General features: G+C 55.6%; 15 protein-coding genes. 6 read left to right on the plus strand and 9 right to left on the minus strand.

Annotated features, from left to right (window positions below; all coding sequences use genetic code 11):
* Positions 1 to 633 precede the first annotated feature (633 nt).
* The 3 genes from mutH (at position 634) to IM317_RS07410 (ending at position 2,845) form a co-directional block, all read left to right on the plus strand.
* Positions 634 to 1,326 (plus strand): DNA mismatch repair endonuclease MutH, encoded by a 693-nt coding sequence (gene mutH / locus IM317_RS07400; protein WP_033146444.1) that lies wholly within the window; start codon positions 634 to 636, stop codon positions 1,324 to 1,326.
* 128 nt (positions 1,327 to 1,454) lie between these two features.
* A complete protein-coding gene (locus IM317_RS07405) occupies positions 1,455 to 1,673 on the plus strand; it encodes a YgdI/YgdR family lipoprotein (protein WP_008499668.1) in 219 nt (72 codons plus the stop codon).
* Positions 1,674 to 1,804: 131 nt separating this feature from the next.
* Positions 1,805 to 2,845: an NADP(H)-dependent aldo-keto reductase gene (locus IM317_RS07410; RefSeq protein ID WP_033146445.1), complete on the plus strand. Its 1,041-nt coding sequence runs from the start codon at positions 1,805 to 1,807 to the stop codon at positions 2,843 to 2,845.
* A 93-nt stretch (positions 2,846 to 2,938) separates the two neighbouring features.
* Here the strand turns inward: IM317_RS07410 and lplT are convergent, their stop codons facing one another.
* Together lplT and aas are read right to left on the minus strand one after the other, a co-directional pair.
* Positions 2,939 to 4,132, minus strand: coding sequence for a lysophospholipid transporter LplT (gene lplT / locus IM317_RS07415; protein ID WP_033146446.1), 1,194 nt, complete (start codon positions 4,130 to 4,132; stop codon positions 2,939 to 2,941).
* The gene (gene aas, locus IM317_RS07420; RefSeq protein ID WP_033146447.1) at positions 4,125 to 6,284 is read right to left on the minus strand and encodes a bifunctional acyl-ACP--phospholipid O-acyltransferase/long-chain-fatty-acid--ACP ligase; all 2,160 of its coding nucleotides are present in this window, start codon (positions 6,282 to 6,284) and stop codon (positions 4,125 to 4,127) included. Before aas ends, lplT begins: the two co-directional genes overlap by 8 nt.
* 624 nt (positions 6,285 to 6,908) lie before the next feature.
* Between aas and galR the strand changes: the two genes are divergently transcribed.
* Positions 6,909 to 7,925, plus strand: a complete 1,017-nt coding sequence (galR, locus tag IM317_RS07425) for an HTH-type transcriptional regulator GalR (RefSeq protein ID WP_033146448.1) — start codon at positions 6,909 to 6,911, stop codon at positions 7,923 to 7,925.
* Here the strand turns inward: galR and IM317_RS07430 are convergent.
* Positions 7,886 to 8,362 carry a GNAT family N-acetyltransferase gene (locus IM317_RS07430; protein ID WP_033146583.1) on the minus strand — a complete coding sequence of 159 codons (477 nt, stop codon included), beginning with the start codon at positions 8,360 to 8,362 and terminating at the stop codon, positions 7,886 to 7,888. The two genes, galR and IM317_RS07430, sit on opposite strands and share 40 nt — an antisense overlap.
* Positions 8,363 to 8,591: 229 nt before the next feature.
* Here IM317_RS07430 and IM317_RS07435 point away from each other — a divergent pair, with 229 nt between their 5' ends.
* On the plus strand, positions 8,592 to 9,629 hold the full coding sequence (locus tag IM317_RS07435) for a LacI family DNA-binding transcriptional regulator (RefSeq protein ID WP_033146449.1): 1,038 nt from the start codon (positions 8,592 to 8,594) through the stop codon (positions 9,627 to 9,629).
* Here IM317_RS07435 and lysA read toward each other — a convergent pair.
* Positions 9,599 to 10,861, minus strand: coding sequence for a diaminopimelate decarboxylase (gene lysA, locus IM317_RS07440; protein WP_033146450.1), 1,263 nt, complete (start codon positions 10,859 to 10,861; stop codon positions 9,599 to 9,601). The two genes, IM317_RS07435 and lysA, sit on opposite strands and share 31 nt — an antisense overlap.
* A gap of 121 nt (positions 10,862 to 10,982) precedes the next feature.
* Here lysA and IM317_RS07445 point away from each other — a divergent pair, with 121 nt between their 5' ends.
* On the plus strand, positions 10,983 to 11,909 hold the full coding sequence (locus IM317_RS07445) for a LysR family transcriptional regulator (protein ID WP_033146451.1): 927 nt from the start codon (positions 10,983 to 10,985) through the stop codon (positions 11,907 to 11,909).
* Here the strand turns inward: IM317_RS07445 and IM317_RS07450 are convergent.
* From IM317_RS07450 to kduI, 5 genes are all read right to left on the minus strand, one after another.
* Positions 11,904 to 12,596 carry an aspartate/glutamate racemase gene (locus IM317_RS07450; protein ID WP_033146452.1) on the minus strand — a complete coding sequence of 231 codons (693 nt, stop codon included), beginning with the start codon at positions 12,594 to 12,596 and terminating at the stop codon, positions 11,904 to 11,906. The two genes, IM317_RS07445 and IM317_RS07450, sit on opposite strands and share 6 nt — an antisense overlap.
* 88 nt (positions 12,597 to 12,684) lie before the next feature.
* A complete protein-coding gene (gene wzz(fepE), locus IM317_RS07455) occupies positions 12,685 to 13,809 on the minus strand; it encodes an LPS O-antigen length regulator Wzz(fepE) (RefSeq protein WP_033146453.1) in 1,125 nt (374 codons plus the stop codon).
* Between the two features lie 218 nt (positions 13,810 to 14,027).
* Entirely contained in the window at positions 14,028 to 15,443 is a 1,416-nt protein-coding gene (locus IM317_RS07460) for a sugar porter family MFS transporter (RefSeq protein ID WP_032660200.1), read from the minus strand.
* Positions 15,444 to 15,756: 313 nt separating this feature from the next.
* Positions 15,757 to 16,518, minus strand: coding sequence for a 2-dehydro-3-deoxy-D-gluconate 5-dehydrogenase KduD (gene kduD, locus IM317_RS07465; RefSeq protein WP_033146454.1), 762 nt, complete (start codon positions 16,516 to 16,518; stop codon positions 15,757 to 15,759).
* Between the two features lie 63 nt (positions 16,519 to 16,581).
* The gene (gene kduI / locus IM317_RS07470) at positions 16,582 to 17,418 is read right to left on the minus strand and encodes a 5-dehydro-4-deoxy-D-glucuronate isomerase (RefSeq protein WP_033146455.1); all 837 of its coding nucleotides are present in this window, start codon (positions 17,416 to 17,418) and stop codon (positions 16,582 to 16,584) included.
* Positions 17,419 to 17,450: the final 32 nt, after the last annotated feature.

Below are 17,450 nucleotides of genomic sequence, written 5' to 3' on the forward strand. Positions count from 1 at the left end.
GGGAGGCGGTAAACCACTCTCTTACAGGGCTGCAACCTAATAACATTTGAATAACTCACAAATAAGTGCTGAGTTATAAACAGATGAGAGGTGGTGAAGGGAATTTTATTCACCTTTTCTGTGGATATAGTTGTGAAGAAGTGTCTGATTACCGATGAACAACCTCAAACGATGCAGTCTCCCCTTTTTCACCTTAATTAGATAATGCAATTATTTTCAAATAGTTAAATGTATTCCCATGAGCACAAAACAGAATATCGTGACGATCGTCACATCAGGGATCGTCGTGCTGATGAAAGATCGAACAGCGTCGGTTTTATCCACAGATTGTGCCAATAAGTTAGTCACAATTTGTTTGAAAATTCGATTTTCTTCGCACGTCAAGGCTGTAAATTGAAACAGTAGTCAGGGTTATGCCCAGTTATCCCATTTTTCTGTGGATAACATGGTGTAAGATCCTGTTCATTGTCAGTGACAAGATTTGAACAACCGGTTTTCTGAGTCTGGCAAAACGATTTCAAACCAATAAAAAAACATATAAATCATAGACATGGAATATTGGTACAGAAATAGTTAAACTCTATCCACAGGGGACAATTTCTTCGTTTATTTTTTAATCAAAAGGTTACCTTCATGCATCCGCTTACACCCTTGCTCTCACCGCCGTCCAGCGAAGGTCAGTTGCTACAGCAGGCACGGCGTCTTGCAGGCTTTTCGCTTGGCGAGCTGGCGGCAATGGCAGGGCTTCAGATCCCGAAGGATCTGAAACGGGATAAAGGCTGGATCGGCATGCTGCTTGAGCTGTGGCTGGGTGCCAGCGCAGGAAGCAAACCCGAGCAGGATTTTGCAGCGCTTGGCGTGGAGTTAAAAACCATCCCTATAGACAGCCAGGGCAAGCCCCTTGAGACCACCTTCGTCTGCGTTGCGCCATTAACCGGCAACACCGGCGTAACGTGGGAAACCAGCCACGTTCGCCACAAGCTGAAGCGCGTGTTGTGGGTACCGGTCGAAGGTGAGCGTCAGATCCCCCTGGCTGACCGTCGCGTTGGCGCGCCGCTGCTCTGGAGCCCGAACGACGATGAGGAGCAACAGCTGCGTCTGGACTGGGAGGAGCTGATGGACATGATTGTGCTTGGGCAGGTAGAGCGCATCACCGCCCGACACGGAGAAGTTTTACAATTGCGCCCGAAAGCGGCCAACAGCAAAGCGCTTACCGAGGCAATCGGCGCGAAGGGTGAGCCGATACTGACGTTACCGCGCGGTTTTTATCTCAAAAAGAATTTCACCGGCGCACTCCTTGCCCGTCATTTCCTGTTAAAAACATAGTTTTTTACTTATTTTGCGAGCTCTCAAACATAATCGACTGCTTTTTAAGATTTTACCGCTTCCTCAAGTCGCCATATCGGGTTAATACTAGATTATGATTTGATACGCGCCAGATGAGGACGATAACGATGAAAAAATGGGCAGTGTTAGTTTCAGCAGTCGGTTTAGCGTTTGCCGTATCGGGCTGTAGCAGCGATTACGTCATGGCGACAAAAGATGGTCGAATGATCCTGACCGACGGCAAACCCGAAGTCGACGATGATACCGGTCTGGTCAGCTACCGCGACCAGGAAGGCAATAAAATGCAGATCAATCGCGACGAAGTATCGCAAATTATCGAGCGATAAACAGATAAAGGTCAGTAGCTTGCTGGCCTTTTTGATTTTTTTCTTCCCCTTTTGCTTCCCCTCTGCCATGTTTATATTCCTTTGTCGGGCACGCCCTGACGCGGTCTATAAGTCTACTGAGGAAGCCGGCTATGCATTATCACCGTATCCCCCACAGCGCTCTGGAAATAAGCCAACTGGGGTTGGGCACGATGACATTTGGTGAACAAAACAGCGAAGCCGATGCCCATGCACAACTCGATTACGCCGTCAGCCAGGGGATTAACCTGATTGATGTCGCAGAGATGTACCCTGTTCCGCCACGTCCGGAAACGCAGGGACTTACCGAAACCTACGTCGGTAACTGGCTGGCAAAACGCGGCAACCGTGAAAAGCTGGTGATTGCATCAAAAGTCAGTGGCCCCGCGCGCAACAACGATACCGGGATCCGCCCGAATCAGATCCTCGATCGCAAAAATATCCGCGCCGCACTGGACGCCAGCCTGAAGCGCCTGCAAACCGACTATCTCGACCTGTATCAGGTGCACTGGCCGCAGCGTCCAACCAACTGCTTTGGTAAGCTCGGCTACAGCTGGAATGAGAGCGCCCCCGCCGTAACGCTGCTGGAAACGCTGGAAGCGCTGACCGAGTGCCAGCGCGCGGGAAAAATCCGCTACATTGGCGTCTCTAACGAAACGGCCTTTGGCGTAATGCGCTATCTGCATCTGGCGGATAAACACGATCTGCCGCGTATCGTTACCATCCAGAATCCGTACAGCCTGCTTAACCGTAGCTATGAGGTTGGTCTGGCCGAAGTGACGCAATATGAAGAAGTGGAACTGCTCGCCTATTCCTGTCTCGGCTTTGGCACGCTGACGGGAAAATACCTGAACGGTGCGAAACCGGCCGGGTCGAGAAATACCCTCTTTAGCCGCTTTACCCGCTACAGCGGCGAGCAGACGCAGAAAGCCGTTGCAGCCTATGTGGATATCGCAAAGCGTCACGGTCTTGACCCTGCACAGATGGCGCTGGCCTTCGTGCGTCGTCAGCCGTTTGTTGCCAGTACCCTGCTGGGCGCGACAACGATGGAACAGTTGAAAACCAATATTGAGAGTTTCCACCTGAACCTGAGTGAAGAGGTGTTAGCAGAGATTGAAGCGGTGCATCAGGTTTATACGTATCCTGCGCCGTAATAAAAGCAAAACGGCAACGCAGGTTGCCGTTTTTAGGGTTTGCTCCCTCTCCCTGTGGGAGAGGGCCGGGGTGAGGGCATCAGGCCGCACATATCAGCGCCGACGCTGCCAAACCCACAATCCCGCTATCGCCAGCGCAAACAGCCCGCCAAACCCGACGCCAATCCCCACCACCGGCACACCCACTTTTACCGCCAGCGAGTAGAGCCCCAGCATTAACAGCATCGCCAGGTTTTCACCCAGGTTTTGTACCGCGATGGCGTTCCCCGCCCCGACGGTCTGCTTACCACGTTCCTGCAGTAACGCGTTCAGCGGCACCACGAAGAAACCGCCCAGAATACCAATCAGGATCAGGAGGACATACGCAGGCAATAATGCATGCTGCAGCGAGAAAATAAGCACTACGACGCCAATCAGGATCCCTGCAGGCATGCAGCGTGCTACCGTCTCGAGCGTCACCAGCTTCGCCGCCGCGCCGGCCCCCACCACAATGCCGATGGCCACCATCGCGTTAAGATAGGTCGGCGTCGCGTTGTCGGTAATCCCCAGCGCCACCGGCACCCACAGCACCAGCAGGAAGCGCAGCGTGACGCCCGCGCCCCAGAACATACTGGTCCCCATCAATGAGAAACGCGTTTCACCGTTACGCCACAGCACGCGACAGGCGGTAAAGAAACTGCCGGTCATCGGTTTAAAGCGCCAGGATTGCCCCGGGCGAGCCACCGGCAGTTTGGGAATAAACAGGTTCGCCACAACCGCCCCGCCATACACCACCGCGCAGATGCCCAGTGCCGCCAGGACATGCCAGTCGGCCACTACGCCGCCCGCGACGGATCCGAGCAGGATTGCGGCAATGGTTGACGACTCCATCAGGCCGTTGGCTTTCACCAGCTTATCGCCCGTGGTCAGCTCTCCGAGAATGCCATACTTCGCCGGGGAGTAGGCGGCAGCGCCGATGCCCACCAGCGTGTAGCCAATAAACGGGTTGAAGCCAAAGCAAATGCTGGCGGCACCCAGCAGCTTGAGGCCGTTGGCAAACATCATCACCCGGCCTTTCGGGAAACTGTCCGCCACCTGCCCGACGAACGGAGCAAAGATAATGTAAGCGCCCACAAACACCATCTGCAGGATCGGCTGGCTCCAGTCGGGGTAAAACTCGGCCTTCAGCAGCGCCAGCGTGGCAAACAGCAGCGCGTTATCACCGAACGCAGAGAGAAACTGTGCGGCGATAACGGCCATCATGCCTTTCGACCTGAGTGATGTGTTAGTGTGTACTGACTCACGCATTTTGCTGTTCCGCCTCTTCAACCATGCCTTTCAGGGTCACGAAATCGGGCTTCCCGCTACCCAGCACCGGGAGCTGCTTCAGGTAGCGAATATCGCGCGGCACCGCCAGTTCAGGAATACCGTGTTCACGCGCATAGCTTAGTAACCTGTCGCGCTTAAGCTCAGCGTCGGTCGTAAACAGCACCAGCGCCTCGCCTTTGCTGGCATCGCTCTTCACTACCGTCGCATGCATCTTATCCGCGGAGACGGCCGTCGCCAGTTGCTCAACCATTTCCAGCGAGACCATTTCACCGGCGATTTTGGCGAAGCGCTTCGCGCGTCCCTGAATCTGTACAAAGCCTTGTTCATCAAAACGGACAATATCACCGGTGTCGTACCAGCCTGTTTCAACCTCGCCGTTGACATTTTCAGCCGTCGGCACCTCAAGCACGCCTGGGTTTTCCACGCGCAGATAACCGTTCATCACGTTTGGCCCTTTCAGCTGCAGACGGCCACCGTCTTCAATGCCCGGCACGGCCAGCAGACGCGCGTCCATCCCCGGCAGAATTCGGCCCACCGTACCCGGCTTCGCCGCCATCGGTACGTTAATCGAGACCACGGGAGCACACTCGGTAACGCCATAGCCTTCGAGAATGCGCAGGCCAAACTTGTCCTGCCAGATCTGACGCGTGCTCTCCTGCAGTTTTTCCGCACCGGCCACCACATACCGCACGCGATAGAAGTCATACGGATTGGCGAAGCGCGCGTAGTTGCCGAGGAACGTTGAAGTGCCGAACAGGACGGTGCAGTTACGGTCATACACCAGCTCCGGCACAATGCGATAATGCAGCGGACTTGGGTAGAGGAACACTTCTGCGCCGGTCAGCAGCGGCGTAAACAGCCCCACCGTCAGCCCAAAGGAGTGGAACAGCGGCAGCGCCGACATAAAACGATCATTCGCGGTAAAGTCAGCAATGCTTTTGATCTGCTCAACGTTCGCCAGAATGCTCTTGTGGCTGTGGACGACGCCTTTCGGGTTGCCCTCCGAACCCGACGTGAAGAGGATAATCGCGTCATCTTCCGGCTGCTGTTTGACCTGCGCCAGACGCGGCATCATCAGGTGAGCAAAAATCCACAGCTTGTCGCCGGTGGTTACGTCCGCTTTCAGATCCTCCAGGAAGACCCAGCGCACCTGGGTGAGCTGCTCGGGAAGATGCCAGAGCTTGCCTTTGTCCAGGAACTGACGAGAGGTAAAGACGGTATTAATCTGGGCAGCGGTGATGGCGCTGGTCAGTCCTTTCACCCCCGCCGTGTAGTTCATCATTGCCGGGATGCGCCCCCGGGAAACCGCACCAAAAATCACCGCCGCGCTGATGCCCGCGTTAGGCAGCATCAGGCCAATCTTTTCGCCCTTTTTGCTGTACTTCTCCAGAATGCGGCCCACAAACAGGGTTTTGGTCAGCAGCTTGCGATAGGTATCCGGGGTAAAGTTGATGTCTTCGATGCAGTTTTTCTTCGCGCCATAGCGGTGCTGCGCGGAAAGCAGGGACTCGTACAGCGTTTCGCGCGGGCGCACGGCCATGCGCGCTTCCATCATAATCTGGTGCAGCATTTCCCCGGCGATTTTACGGCGATCGCGGGCACGCGGCGCGTCCGGCATCGGTAACGACGTGGGCGGCAGAATATGCAGCGTGATTTTTGGGAACAGACGCTGCTTCACCAGCCCCTTCAGGCGGCTGAAATGGGTCAGTTCTGCGCCTTCAATGCGCAGCGGCACCACGGTCGCTTTTGATTTCGCGGCAACAAACCCCGCCCCGTCGTAGATTTTCATCAGCGAACCGGTCACTGAAATACGCCCTTCCGGGAAAATAACCACCGGACGCCCCTGCTCAACCAGACGCACCAGATGCTTAATCATCATCGGCTTTGTCGGGTCGAGCGGCACAAAATCAATCAGCGGCGTGAGCCAGCGCATGTACCACTGCTGGCTGATAGAGGTATAGACCGCAAACACCGGGCGCACGGGTAAAAATAGCGCCAGCAGAATGCCGTCTATAAAGGAAACATGATTTGGTGTGATAAGAACGCGTTCACCGCGAAGCGCCCGGGCATCGCCAGTGACGCGGATGCGAAAAAGAATACGGAACAGTGTACGGAAGAACCCAAATAGCATCTCAACTCCCTTTGCCAGCCAGTGTGGAGGGTTGATAGTAAATGGTGGCAGATTACACGAGAAGTGATACGGGAGCGACAGCAAAAGTGGAGGCGAAAAAAAACCTGCGCATCCGCGCAGGTTGGTGCAAGAGATGAGTACGAAACCGTACTAAGAATTCTCACCAATCAATACCTCTGGGATCTTGATTGTGGCCGTTCGTCCTGCGCTTCGCCAGCAGGAAAACGCAAGGGAATGAGCCTAAGTGCAACCAGGTGTGAATATTCTCTGTTGCTGTTACAGATTGAACTATCAGGCAAAAAAAAACCTGCGTAAAAACGCAGGTTGGTGTAAAGCGTGTTAATCAACCGGAGTTGATTCCACCTATCAATACCTCTGGGACTTTGACTGTATCAATCTCTTTAACGCCCTCGCCATCGGCCAATCGCAACAGCCTGAGGCAAAGTGTAACCAAAGGTTCAGATTGACATTCTTCAGACATGAATGCGCGTGTAACGATTACACTACCAGGGTTGTCCTGCGTCACGTTTGTGGAGCGCGGAAATCCGCTCCCCTTGAATGCGCGCCGCTTTTCCGCAACACTATTTGGTGTGTAAACGCTTACCCCCAATAAGAAGGTAATGAATGGCGACAATAAAGGATGTGGCCCGTCTGGCAGGTGTGTCGGTGGCTACCGTCTCTCGCGTGATTAACGACTCCCCAAAAGCCAGTGACGCATCGCGCCAGGCGGTACAAACCGCCATGGAATCCCTGAATTATCATCCCAATGCTAATGCCCGCGCGCTCGCCCAGCAGTCCACAGAAACCATTGGGCTGGTAGTGGGTGATGTTTCCGACCCCTTTTTCGGCGCCATGGTGAAAGCGGTTGAACAGGTCTCTTATCAGACAGGCAATTTTTTGCTGATCGGCAACGGCTATCATAATGAGCAAAAAGAACGCCAGGCCATCGAGCAGCTGATCCGCCACCGCTGCGCCGCGCTGGTAGTTCACGCCAAAATGATCCCGGATGCCGAACTGATTCACCTGATGAAGCAGATGCCCGGAATGGTGATCATCAACCGCATTATTCCCGGGTTTGAAAAACGCTGTGTGGCCCTCGACGACCGCTACGGCGCCTGGCTTGCGACCCGTCATCTGATTCAACAGGGCCATACCCGGATTGGCTATCTCTGTTCCAATCACCCGATTTCTGATGCGGAAGACCGCCTGCAGGGCTACTACGACGCCCTGCGCGAAAACGGCCTGCCGTGTAATGACCGTCTGGTGGCCTACGGTGAACCGGATGAGAGCGGCGGTGAACAGGCCATGACCGAGCTGCTGGGTCGCGGACGAAATTTCACGGCGGTTGCCAGCTATAACGACTCGATGGCCGCAGGGGCAATGGGGGTGCTGAATGACAACGGGATTGAGGTACCGGCAGAAATTTCGCTGATTGGCTTCGATGACGTGCTGGTCTCTCGCTACGTGCGCCCGCGTCTGACCACCGTACGCTACCCGATAATCACCATGGCAGCGCAGGCCGCCGAGCTGGCGCTAGCGCTGGCTGAACAGCGCCAGCCGCCGGATATTACGCATCTGTTTAGCCCGACGCTGGTTCGCCGTCACTCCGTTGCGTCACCTGCGGAAGCGCAGAGCGAATAGCGATAGAGGTGAACCCGCGTGTTGGGGTATTCCAGCCCATCACCGATATACTGCCAGCCGTAACGTTCGTAGAAGTCGCGGCAGGCAGACCAGAGGTGCAGTTCTTCATATCCCGCCTGCGCGGCCCAGGAAATAACGTGCTGCTGTAGCTTTCCTGCCAGTCCCTTACCTCGCGCCGCGTCGTCAACGTAGAGCGCCGCCAGCCACGGAAAGAGATCCTGACGGGTGATCAAATCGCAGCGCCAGAGCCCTACCGTACCAACAAGCTGTTCGTCTTCTACGGCGATAAAGGTCAGCGGTAATGCTCCCGGCGTCTGGCTGTGCTCAATAATGCTGTGGAAAAATTCCCGAGAAAGCCCTTCGCCAAAGGCCTGCCAGAGCCAGTCGGTGACCTGCTCCGCATAGTGCGGTGCCTGGTAAAGCGGGAGGATGGCTATGTTTTTCACGTTTCACCTGCGTTTTCTCATGTATTTGCTGGCCTGTCGCCCCAGCTCGGTTCGGCGATTACTTTACCAGAGTCAGACTATTTAGTTTTACTTCACGCAGGCCAGACGAATCGTGACCAAAAAGCGTGATCGTGGCAGAAGTTTTGCGCTTCCCGCATCGCTTATACGCCGTGAGGTCTGTGTTAAACTGCAAATCATTACGTGGAAGCAGGAATGTAGAATGGCAACAATGCTGGATGTCTCACTGCGTGCGGGCGTGTCGAAGGCTACCGTCTCGCGCGTGCTGAACGGCACAGGTCAGGTTAAAGAGAGTACGCGTCAGCAGGTCTTTGCTGCGATGGAAGAGCTGGGATATCGCCCGAACTTCCTCGCGCGTTCGCTGGCTAACCAGACCAGCAACAGCATTGGCCTGGTCGTCTCGACCTTCGACGGCTTTTACTTTGGTCGTCTTCTCCAGCAGGCGTCGCGGCAGACGGAAACTCACGGGAAACAGCTGATCGTCACCGACGGTCACGACGCGCCGGAACAGGAAGAACAGGCGGTGCAGATGCTGGCCGATCGCCAGTGCGATGCCATCGTGCTTTACACGCGCTACATGAGCGAAAAAGCGATCGTCAAACTGATGAACACCGTGAAAACGCCGCTGGTGGTCATTAACCGTGAAGTAAGCCAGGCGCCGGATCGCTGCGTGTTTTTCGAACAGCAGGATGCCGCATTTAAGGCCGTGGATTACCTGATCGCCCAGGGCCATCGGGAGATCGCCTGTATCACCGTTCCGATCCACACCCCCACGGGTAAAGCGCGGCTGATGGGCTACCGTAAGGCGCTGGAAAAGCACGGCATTCGTCTGGACGAGCGTCGGATAAAGTACGGCGATGCGGGAATGACGCGGGGATACGAGCTGTGCAAGGAGTTGATTGCCGACGGAGTGCCGTTTAGCGCCCTGTTTGCCTGTAACGACGATATGGCCCTTGGTGCATCCAAAGCGTTACACCAGGCGGGGCTTAAAATTCCGCAGGATATTTCACTGTTCGGCTTTGACGATGCCCCAAGCGCGAAATGGCTGGAGCCCGCGCTCTCATCGGTTTATCTGCCCATCGACAATATGATTGTCACGGCCATCGATCAGGCGATCCGGCTGGCAAAAAACCAGCCGGTCGATGCTATCCCGCCGTTTACCGGCACGCTGGTGTTACGCGATTCGGTCACAACGGGGCCGTACTTTCATCAGATGAGTTCTAAAGCCAGCAGTTCCTGAATGGTCTGGCGACGACGGATCAGCCGTGCCTTGCCGTTATCAAACAGCACTTCCGGCAGCAGCGGGCGGCTGTTGTAGTTAGATGACATCGACGCCCCGTAGGCACCGGTATCATGCAGCACAAGATAATCACCCGGTTTGACCTCTGGCAGCGCGCGAGTCTCCACTTTGCCGCCTTCCTGCTGGGTAAACACGTCACCCGACTCGCACAGCGGGCCCGCAACGACCGTCTCAACGCGCGGCGCCTGCGTTAAATCACGGCCGTCGGCGGCCAGGGCGGTAATGTGGTGATAGCTGCCGTACATGGACGGACGCATCAGATCGTTAAAGCCTGCATCAATCAAGACGAAGTGGCGAGACCCCATATCTTTGACGCTACGCACCTGCGAAACCAGCACGCCGGCTTCCGCCACCAGGAAACGACCCGGCTCAATTTCCAGTTTCACCGCGTGGCCAAGATGCGCGGCAATTTGGTCACGCGCGGCGCTCCACAGACCGTAATAGTGATCGGTATCGATCGCCTCTTCGCCTTCGCGATAAGGAATGGAGAGGCCGCCACCGGCTGAGATCGCCTCCAGATCCTGACCGAAGTCGACAACCTGGCGCACCATCGCACCGCACACCTGCTCCAGGTGGCCATAATCCACGCCAGAGCCAATGTGCATATGAATTCCCACCAGCTTCAGGCCATAGCGCTGTAATACCTCCAGCGCCGCAGGCATATCGGCATACCAGATCCCGTGCTTGCTGTTTTCACCGCCGGTATTGGTTTTTTGGCTGTGACCATGACCAAAGCCTGGATTCACGCGCAGCCAGACGCGATGGCCGGGAGAAACCTGACCCAGCTGCTCCAGCATATCTACAGAACCGGCATTCACCGGGATCTGCAGTTCGTGGACGCGCGCAAGCGTCGCATCGTCGATCACGTCTGCGGTGAAGACGATCGCGTCGCCGTCGGCTTTCGGATCGAATCCGGCCGCCAGCGCGCGCTCGATTTCGCCAAGCGAAACGGAGTCGACCTTCACGCCCTGCTCACGCATCAGGCGCAGAATATGAATATTGGAGCACGCCTTCTGGGCAAAACGCACCACGTCAAACTGATGCAGGGCGGCGATCTTCTCGCGAACGATCTGCGCGTCGTAGACCCACACCGGGCAGCCAAACTCGGCAGGCAGGCGCAGCAGGTTGTCGGCGTTCAAATCGGTCTCAGTCTGGTTCAGCGGGCGTGGCATGGTCTTCTCCGGGTAAATGCGTTTTGAAGATTACGCCACAGCGCGAAGAGAATAAAAAATATCGTTTTATCGCGAGTCTATGCAAAAATGATATGGATAGTTATCTGCTTTCAGGTGCCCTATGCCCGCCGTCAATTTACGCCACATCGAGATTTTTCACGCCGTGATGACCACCGGCAATCTCACCGAAGCCGCACAGATGCTGCATACCTCACAGCCGACGGTGAGCCGCGAGCTGGCGCGCTTCGAGAAAGTGCTGGGGCTGAAGCTGTTCGAGCGTACCCGGGGCAGGCTTCACCCGACGGTGCAGGGGTTGCGCCTGTTCGAGGAAGTCCAGCGCTCCTGGTACGGACTGGACAGAATAGTGAGTGCAGCGGAAAGCCTGCGCGAGTTTCGCCAGGGCGAGCTGTCGATCGTCTGCCTGCCCGTCTTTTCGCAATCCTTTTTGCCGATGCTGCTGCAGCCCTTTCTGGCCCGATACCCGGAGGTCAGCCTCACCATCGTGCCTCAGGAATCCCCTCTGCTAGAAGAGTGGCTTTCGGCCCAGCGCCATGATTTAGGGCTAACCGAAACCCTTTCCACGCCAGCGGGAACGGCGCGCACGGAGCTGATCTCGTTAGATGAAGTGTGCGTTCTGCCCGCCGGACATCGGCTTGCCGGTAAGGCAGTGCTCACGCCGGAGGATTTCCACGGGGAAAACTACATTAGCCTTTCGCAGACAGACAGTTACAGACAGCTGCTGGATACGCTGTTTGCCGAGCATCAGGTCAAACGGCGAATGGTGGTGGAAACGCACAGTGCGGCTTCGATTTGCGCGATGGTGCGTGCAGGCGTCGGCGTCGCGGTTGTGAATCCGCTCACGGCGCTGGACTATGCCGGAAGCGGGATCGTCATCCGCCGCTTTAGCGTCTCCGTCCCGTTCACCGTGAGCCTGATCCGCCCGCTGCACCGTCCGGCTTCCGCGCTGGTGGACGCTTTCACCGAACACTTAATGGAGCACGCGCGTCAGGTGGCGCTTCGCTTACCTGACCTGCAAAACCCGTTATGACAGCATAAACGCCACGGCATCTGACGCGTGAATGGCGGTGGTATCAAATACCGGGACGGGGCTTCGCTCGGCCGGCACCAGCAGACCAATCTCGGTGCAGCCGAAGATCACCCCTTCCGCCCCCTGCTGCGCCAGCTTTTCAATCACGCTGACGTAATACGCCCGGGAAGATTCGCTGAAGGTGCCAAGGCAGAGCTCGTCAAAGATAATCTGGTTGATGCGCGCCCGATCGTCTTCATCCGGGATCAGGCTCTCGATCCCAAATTCACTGTGCAAACGCCCGCGATAGAAATCCTGTTCCATAGTGTAGCGTGTGCCCAAAAGCGCTACGCGGCGCATACCGGATGCGGCAATCGCACGACCGGTCGCATCCGCGATATGCAGAAACGGCAGCGAGCAGCGGTCCTCAATATGCGACGCCACTTTGTGCATGGTATTGGTACAAAGCACGATACCCTCGGCGCCGGCACGCTCCAGTCCCAGCGCCGCCTGGGCCAGAATCTCTCCGGCTTTATCCCACTCCCCGCTCGACTGGCAGGCTTCGATTTCATGGAAATCAACGCTGTGCAGCAGCAGGCTTGCGGAGTGCAGACCACCCAGACGCTGCTTTACCCCTTCATTAATCAGGCGGTAATAAGGGATTGTCGATTCCCAGCTCATTCCACCTAACAGGCCGATCGTTTTCATCATCCCTCCTTTTCTTTGTTTCTTTTTTAACACAACCGAAGTACATAAAAAAAGGCGCTGTATTCAGCGCCTTTTTAAACTGCAGAGCTTATTTCGCCATCGGCTCTGGCGGCGAAGTACGGGTGAGCATCGCCTCGCGCAGTAAAACGCTACCGCAGGCAAACATCCCCCCCAGAAGCGCCGCCAGAACAACAATCAGAGCCTTGCCCGGGCCATCCTTTTTCACCGGCATGGAGGGAGAAAGCTGGTACCTGAATGGCTCAAGTTTAACATCGGCGAAGGAGAGCTTTTTCAGCTGTGCGAGGTAGTATTCCCTGTTCTGGAAATCCGCATTCAGCTCGGTCACGTCCTTCAAATTTTTTTCAATCTGCAGCTTTTGCGCGATACCGTCAGCACCGAGCGCAACGGAGTAATCCGGGTCATCTTTTACGGCCTGCCCGTTGCTGTAAACCGGCCTCTTGATGCCTGCGGCATTTGCCACTTCCAGCGAATAATTCAGTCGCTGCAGGTTGGTATTGTGAATATTGGTCAGACGAACTCGATCCAGTTCCAGCTGCTGCTCAACGACGTTCGTTTTTAGGGCGATCAGGTTGCGGATATTCTGCACCGTCTCTTTTTCTACAATAGCCGCGATATAATCAATGTACCCCGCCAGGACGGCTTGCGCATCGTCAGCTGTCGGCGCAGTAAAGCTCAATGTCCAGGAAACATAAGGCGTTTTATCCGCCTCTTTTCCCTGAGCGTTATTCACCGCTTTCATTCGATCTGAAATGTTGACTATCGCGCGATGCAGCTCAAGCGGATCCACCGTGGTGCCTTGCAGCTTCGATGTTACGTAAGGAGAGGTTGTCATATACTCTTCGAGCAATGACTGTGACTGGAACTTTTTAATAAACAGGTCAAAAGTTTGCGGACGGGTGATCTTCACGTCCACATCAAGCACCTGTAACGCCACCATCATCTGGCGCAGTGGGTTCCACTGCAGCTGTTCTGCCGGGGTGATCACCGCTTTACTGGTCCATCTCTGCGGCAGTAAAAATGAAACGGCCAGCCCCACCAGCGCGAAAGTAAAGATAATGGCGGCGATACGTTTTTTCGCCGCCAGAAGGACCTCAAACAATCCCAGAAGATCTATCTCTTTTGCGCTTACAACCGGGGCGGCAAAACGGGGAAAGTCGAGGTCCGTGCTTTTTCTTAAATCCATTTCTGACATAGTGATTCTTCTTTTTCCGGCTGCAACGCGTCTTTGCTCAATTGATAGCGGTGGCCCGACAATTCAACAATCTAAGAAAAATCCTAATGCCAGTTCCCTCTCTGTGTCTACTCCCTACCAGAGTTAGTAGTGATCTTAGTCACATTATTATTGTGGCTAAGCCACCTTTTTCTTTTCCAGTTACGGCATAGAGTGAAGCCTTCGAACAGGCAAAACAATCACACGCCGATGTTTCGCAGTTTCTCTCCTGCCATCAGCTTACGCTCGATATGTTCCAGCGTCACGCCTTTGGTTTCCGGGATCAGCCAGAACGTGACGCCAATAAACGCCACGTTCAGCACCGTATAGAGCCAGAAGGTTCCGGCAGCGCCAATCGCGTCCAGCAGCGTCAGGAACGTCGCGCCGATGATCATGTTCGACACCCAGTTGGTTGTCGTGGAACAGGTGATGCCAAAGTCACGGCATTTGAGCGGCTGAATTTCGGAGCACAGGATCCACACCACCGGCGCGGCGCTCATCGCATAACCTGCGATACACATCATGGTCATACCGACAGAAAGCCAGGAAAGCCCGCTTGAGGCCGTGCCGTTATCAAACTGCATCAGGCAGTAGCCCAGAATCAGCGTACCGAGCGCCATCACGCTGAAGCCAATTTTCAGCGCCGGTTTACGCCCGGCTTTGTCCACGGTGAATACCGCAATAAAGGTGGCGAACATGAAGGTCAGCCCGACCACCAGGGTTGCGATCATCTGCTGTTCCGTAGTGGTAAACCCGGCCATTTTGAAAATGCGCGGCGCGTAATACATGATGATGTTCATGCCGGTGAACTGCTGCATTGCCTGCAGCAACATGCCGAGGAAGACCGCGCGGCGCACGTTGCGGTTGATCTTAAACAGCGCCCAGCCGCCCTGCTTTAGCTTCAGGCTTTCGCGGATTTCGTTCAGCTCTTCGCGCGCTTTTTCCGAGGTATCGCGCAGCATGCGCAGAACCTCTTCTGCCTCCACGTGACGCCCTTTTTGCGCCAGCCAGCGCGGGCTGTTTGGCAGGAAAATCACCAGGACGATCAGCACCAGCGCCGGTAAGGCCAGCACGCCCAACATCGCGCGCCAGTTGCCGCTGTAGCTGAAGTAGGTGTCAGACAGGAACGCCAGCACAATACCCAGCGTGACCATCAGCTGATACATACTGATCATCTTGCCGCGCACGTTTTCGCTCGCCATTTCGGAGAGATAAAGCGGCGCGGTGTAGGAGGCAATCCCCACCGCCACGCCCAGCAGCACGCGGGAGAGCAGGAGGATTTCAACATTAGCGGCAAACGCCGAGCCAATGGAGCCGGCAACGAACAGAATCGCCCCGACCATCAGGCTGTATTTGCGCCCCAGGCGGAACGACAGCCAGCCGTTGAACAGCGCGCCGATGGCCGCGCCGAGCATCATGCTGCTCACCACCCACTCCTGCAGGCGACTGCTGAGGGTAAAGTGATCGGTAATAAACGGTAGTGCGCCGGCAATGACGCCGATATCCAGTCCAAATAACAGGCCCGCCACGGCGGCGGCAATGGAGACAAACTGGTTCATGCGGCGAGTATCGCGCAGCGCAGCGGGCATTAGGGTAGAGTCATTTATCGATGTCATATTTTTCCTGCCTCAACAGCAAAATTCGTTAACTGAAATTACGAGAAAGCGAAGAAAAGTGTCAGGCAGGAAATCGCGAAGTTATGGATTATTCCGCTACGGCATACGGTTCTGTGATGGACATTACAATTTCAACTCGTGGCGAATAATCACGTATTTTTACTAATCAGTTAATATTTAAGCAATAAAAGTGTGATTGCCGTCATTTGCGATTTTTTAGTATGGATTTTTCATCTTTATCGATATGGACTAAGCCAATTATTGCGCAAAAAAAACCTCCGCCCACAGGCAGAGGTTCTTAATACAGGTGGAATTAACGCGCCAGCCAGCCGCCGTCTACAGCCACGGTGTAACCGTTGATGTAATCCGATGCGGAGGAGGCCAGGAAGACAATCGGCCCCATCAGATCGCTCGGCAGACCCCAGCGTCCCGCAGGGATACGCTCCAGGATCGCCGCGCTGCGCTCTTCGTCAGCACGCAGCTGCTGCGTGTTGTTGGTCGCCATGTAGCCCGGCGCAATCGCATTCACGTTGATGTTATGTTTCGCCCATTCGTTTGCCAGCAGGCGGGTCACGCCCATTACGGCGCTTTTGGACGCGGTGTAAGACGGCACGCGGATGCCGCCCTGGAACGAGAGCATAGAGGCAATGTTAATGATCTTGCCGCCTTTCCCCTGGGCAATAAAATGCTTCGCCGCCGCCTGGGACATGAAAAATACGCTCTTGATGTTCAAATCCATCACGTCATCCCAGTCGCGCTCGCTGAAGCTGATCGCGTCTTCGCGGCGGATCAGCCCGGCGTTGTTCACCAAAATGTCGATATGACCGAATTCAGCCACTGCGCGGTCCAGCAGTTCAGGAATGGCATCGATTTTACGCAGGTCAGCGGTCAGGCTCAGGAAACGGCGGCCCAGGGCCGTCACGCGTTCGATGGTCTCAGTCGGTTCAACGATATTAATTCCGACGATATCGCAGCCCGCTTCCGCCAGGCCTAACGCCATCCCCTGACCCAGCCCGGTGTCGCACCCGGAAACCACGGCCACTTTTCCCTGCAGAGAGAATGCATCCAGAATCATGTTTATTCCTTACTCTTTCAGAGCCTGTCACTCACAGGCAGGTTTATGCTTCACCGCCCGCGACTAGCGCAGATCGCTGACCGCAACGTGGTCCATATCATCAAAGACCTGGTTTTCCCCCACCATTCCCCAGATAAAGGTGTAGGCTTTCGTCCCTACGCCGGAGTGAATGGACCAGCTCGGTGAAATCACCGCCTGCTCGTTGTGCATCACGATATGGCGCGTTTCCTGCGGCTGTCCCATCATGTGGAATACGCAGGCGTCCTCATCCATGTTGAAGTAGAAGTAGACTTCCATCCGGCGCTCGTGGGTATGGCACGGCATGGTGTTCCACAGATTGCCCGGTGCCAGCTCGGTCAATCCCATGCTGAGCTGGCAGGTCTCCAGCACGTCCGGCACGAAGTATTTATTGATGGTGCGGCGGTTGCTGGTGAGGTTATCGCCCAGCGTCACGGGTGCGACGTCTGCGGTGGTCACTTTTTTGGTTGGGTAGGTGGAGTGAGCCGGCGCGCAGTTGTAGTAAAACTTCGCAGGCCTGCTGCCGTCGATGCTGGCAAAGACCACGTCTTTCGCCCCTTTACCCACGTACAACGCCTCGCGATGGCCAATCTCATAGCATTTTCCGTCTACGGTGATGGTGCCCGGCCCGCCGATGTTAATCACCCCCAGCTCGCGACGCTCGAGGAAGTAGCTCACACCCAGCTGTTTACCGACCTCACCGCCCACGGAGACGCTTTTCGTGACGGGCAGAATCCCGCCCACAATGATGCGGTCGATATGGCTGTAAACCATGGTGTACCTGTCGGCCTCGAATACCTGCTCGACTAAAAATGCATTGCGCAGCCCGTGAGTATCCAGCGTTTTGGCGTGCGCACTGTGGATGCTTTCTCTGACGTCCACGGTAACCTCCAGATGTGGTCATGCCCGAAGGC

It is taken from the genome of Enterobacter cloacae complex sp. S3, from assembly GCF_014930495.1.
GTDB classification, from domain to species: Bacteria; Pseudomonadota; Gammaproteobacteria; order Enterobacterales; family Enterobacteriaceae; genus Enterobacter; species Enterobacter asburiae_B.

Coding starts and splice junctions, on each gene's coding strand:
- mutH (WP_033146444.1), top strand. CDS start 634: ATGCATCCGCTTACACCCTTGCTCTCACCGCCGTCCAGCGAAGGTCAG.
- IM317_RS07405 (WP_008499668.1), top strand. CDS start 1,455: ATGAAAAAATGGGCAGTGTTAGTTTCAGCAGTCGGTTTAGCGTTTGCC.
- IM317_RS07410 (WP_033146445.1), top strand. CDS start 1,805: ATGCATTATCACCGTATCCCCCACAGCGCTCTGGAAATAAGCCAACTG.
- lplT (WP_033146446.1), bottom strand. CDS start 4,132: ATGCGTGAGTCAGTACACACTAACACATCACTCAGGTCGAAAGGCATG.
- aas (WP_033146447.1), bottom strand. CDS start 6,284: ATGCTATTTGGGTTCTTCCGTACACTGTTCCGTATTCTTTTTCGCATC.
- galR (WP_033146448.1), top strand. CDS start 6,909: ATGGCGACAATAAAGGATGTGGCCCGTCTGGCAGGTGTGTCGGTGGCT.
- IM317_RS07435 (WP_033146449.1), top strand. CDS start 8,592: ATGGCAACAATGCTGGATGTCTCACTGCGTGCGGGCGTGTCGAAGGCT.
- lysA (WP_033146450.1), bottom strand. CDS start 10,861: ATGCCACGCCCGCTGAACCAGACTGAGACCGATTTGAACGCCGACAAC.
- IM317_RS07445 (WP_033146451.1), top strand. CDS start 10,983: ATGCCCGCCGTCAATTTACGCCACATCGAGATTTTTCACGCCGTGATG.
- IM317_RS07450 (WP_033146452.1), bottom strand. CDS start 12,596: ATGAAAACGATCGGCCTGTTAGGTGGAATGAGCTGGGAATCGACAATC.
- IM317_RS07460 (WP_032660200.1), bottom strand. CDS start 15,443: ATGACATCGATAAATGACTCTACCCTAATGCCCGCTGCGCTGCGCGAT.
- kduD (WP_033146454.1), bottom strand. CDS start 16,518: ATGATTCTGGATGCATTCTCTCTGCAGGGAAAAGTGGCCGTGGTTTCC.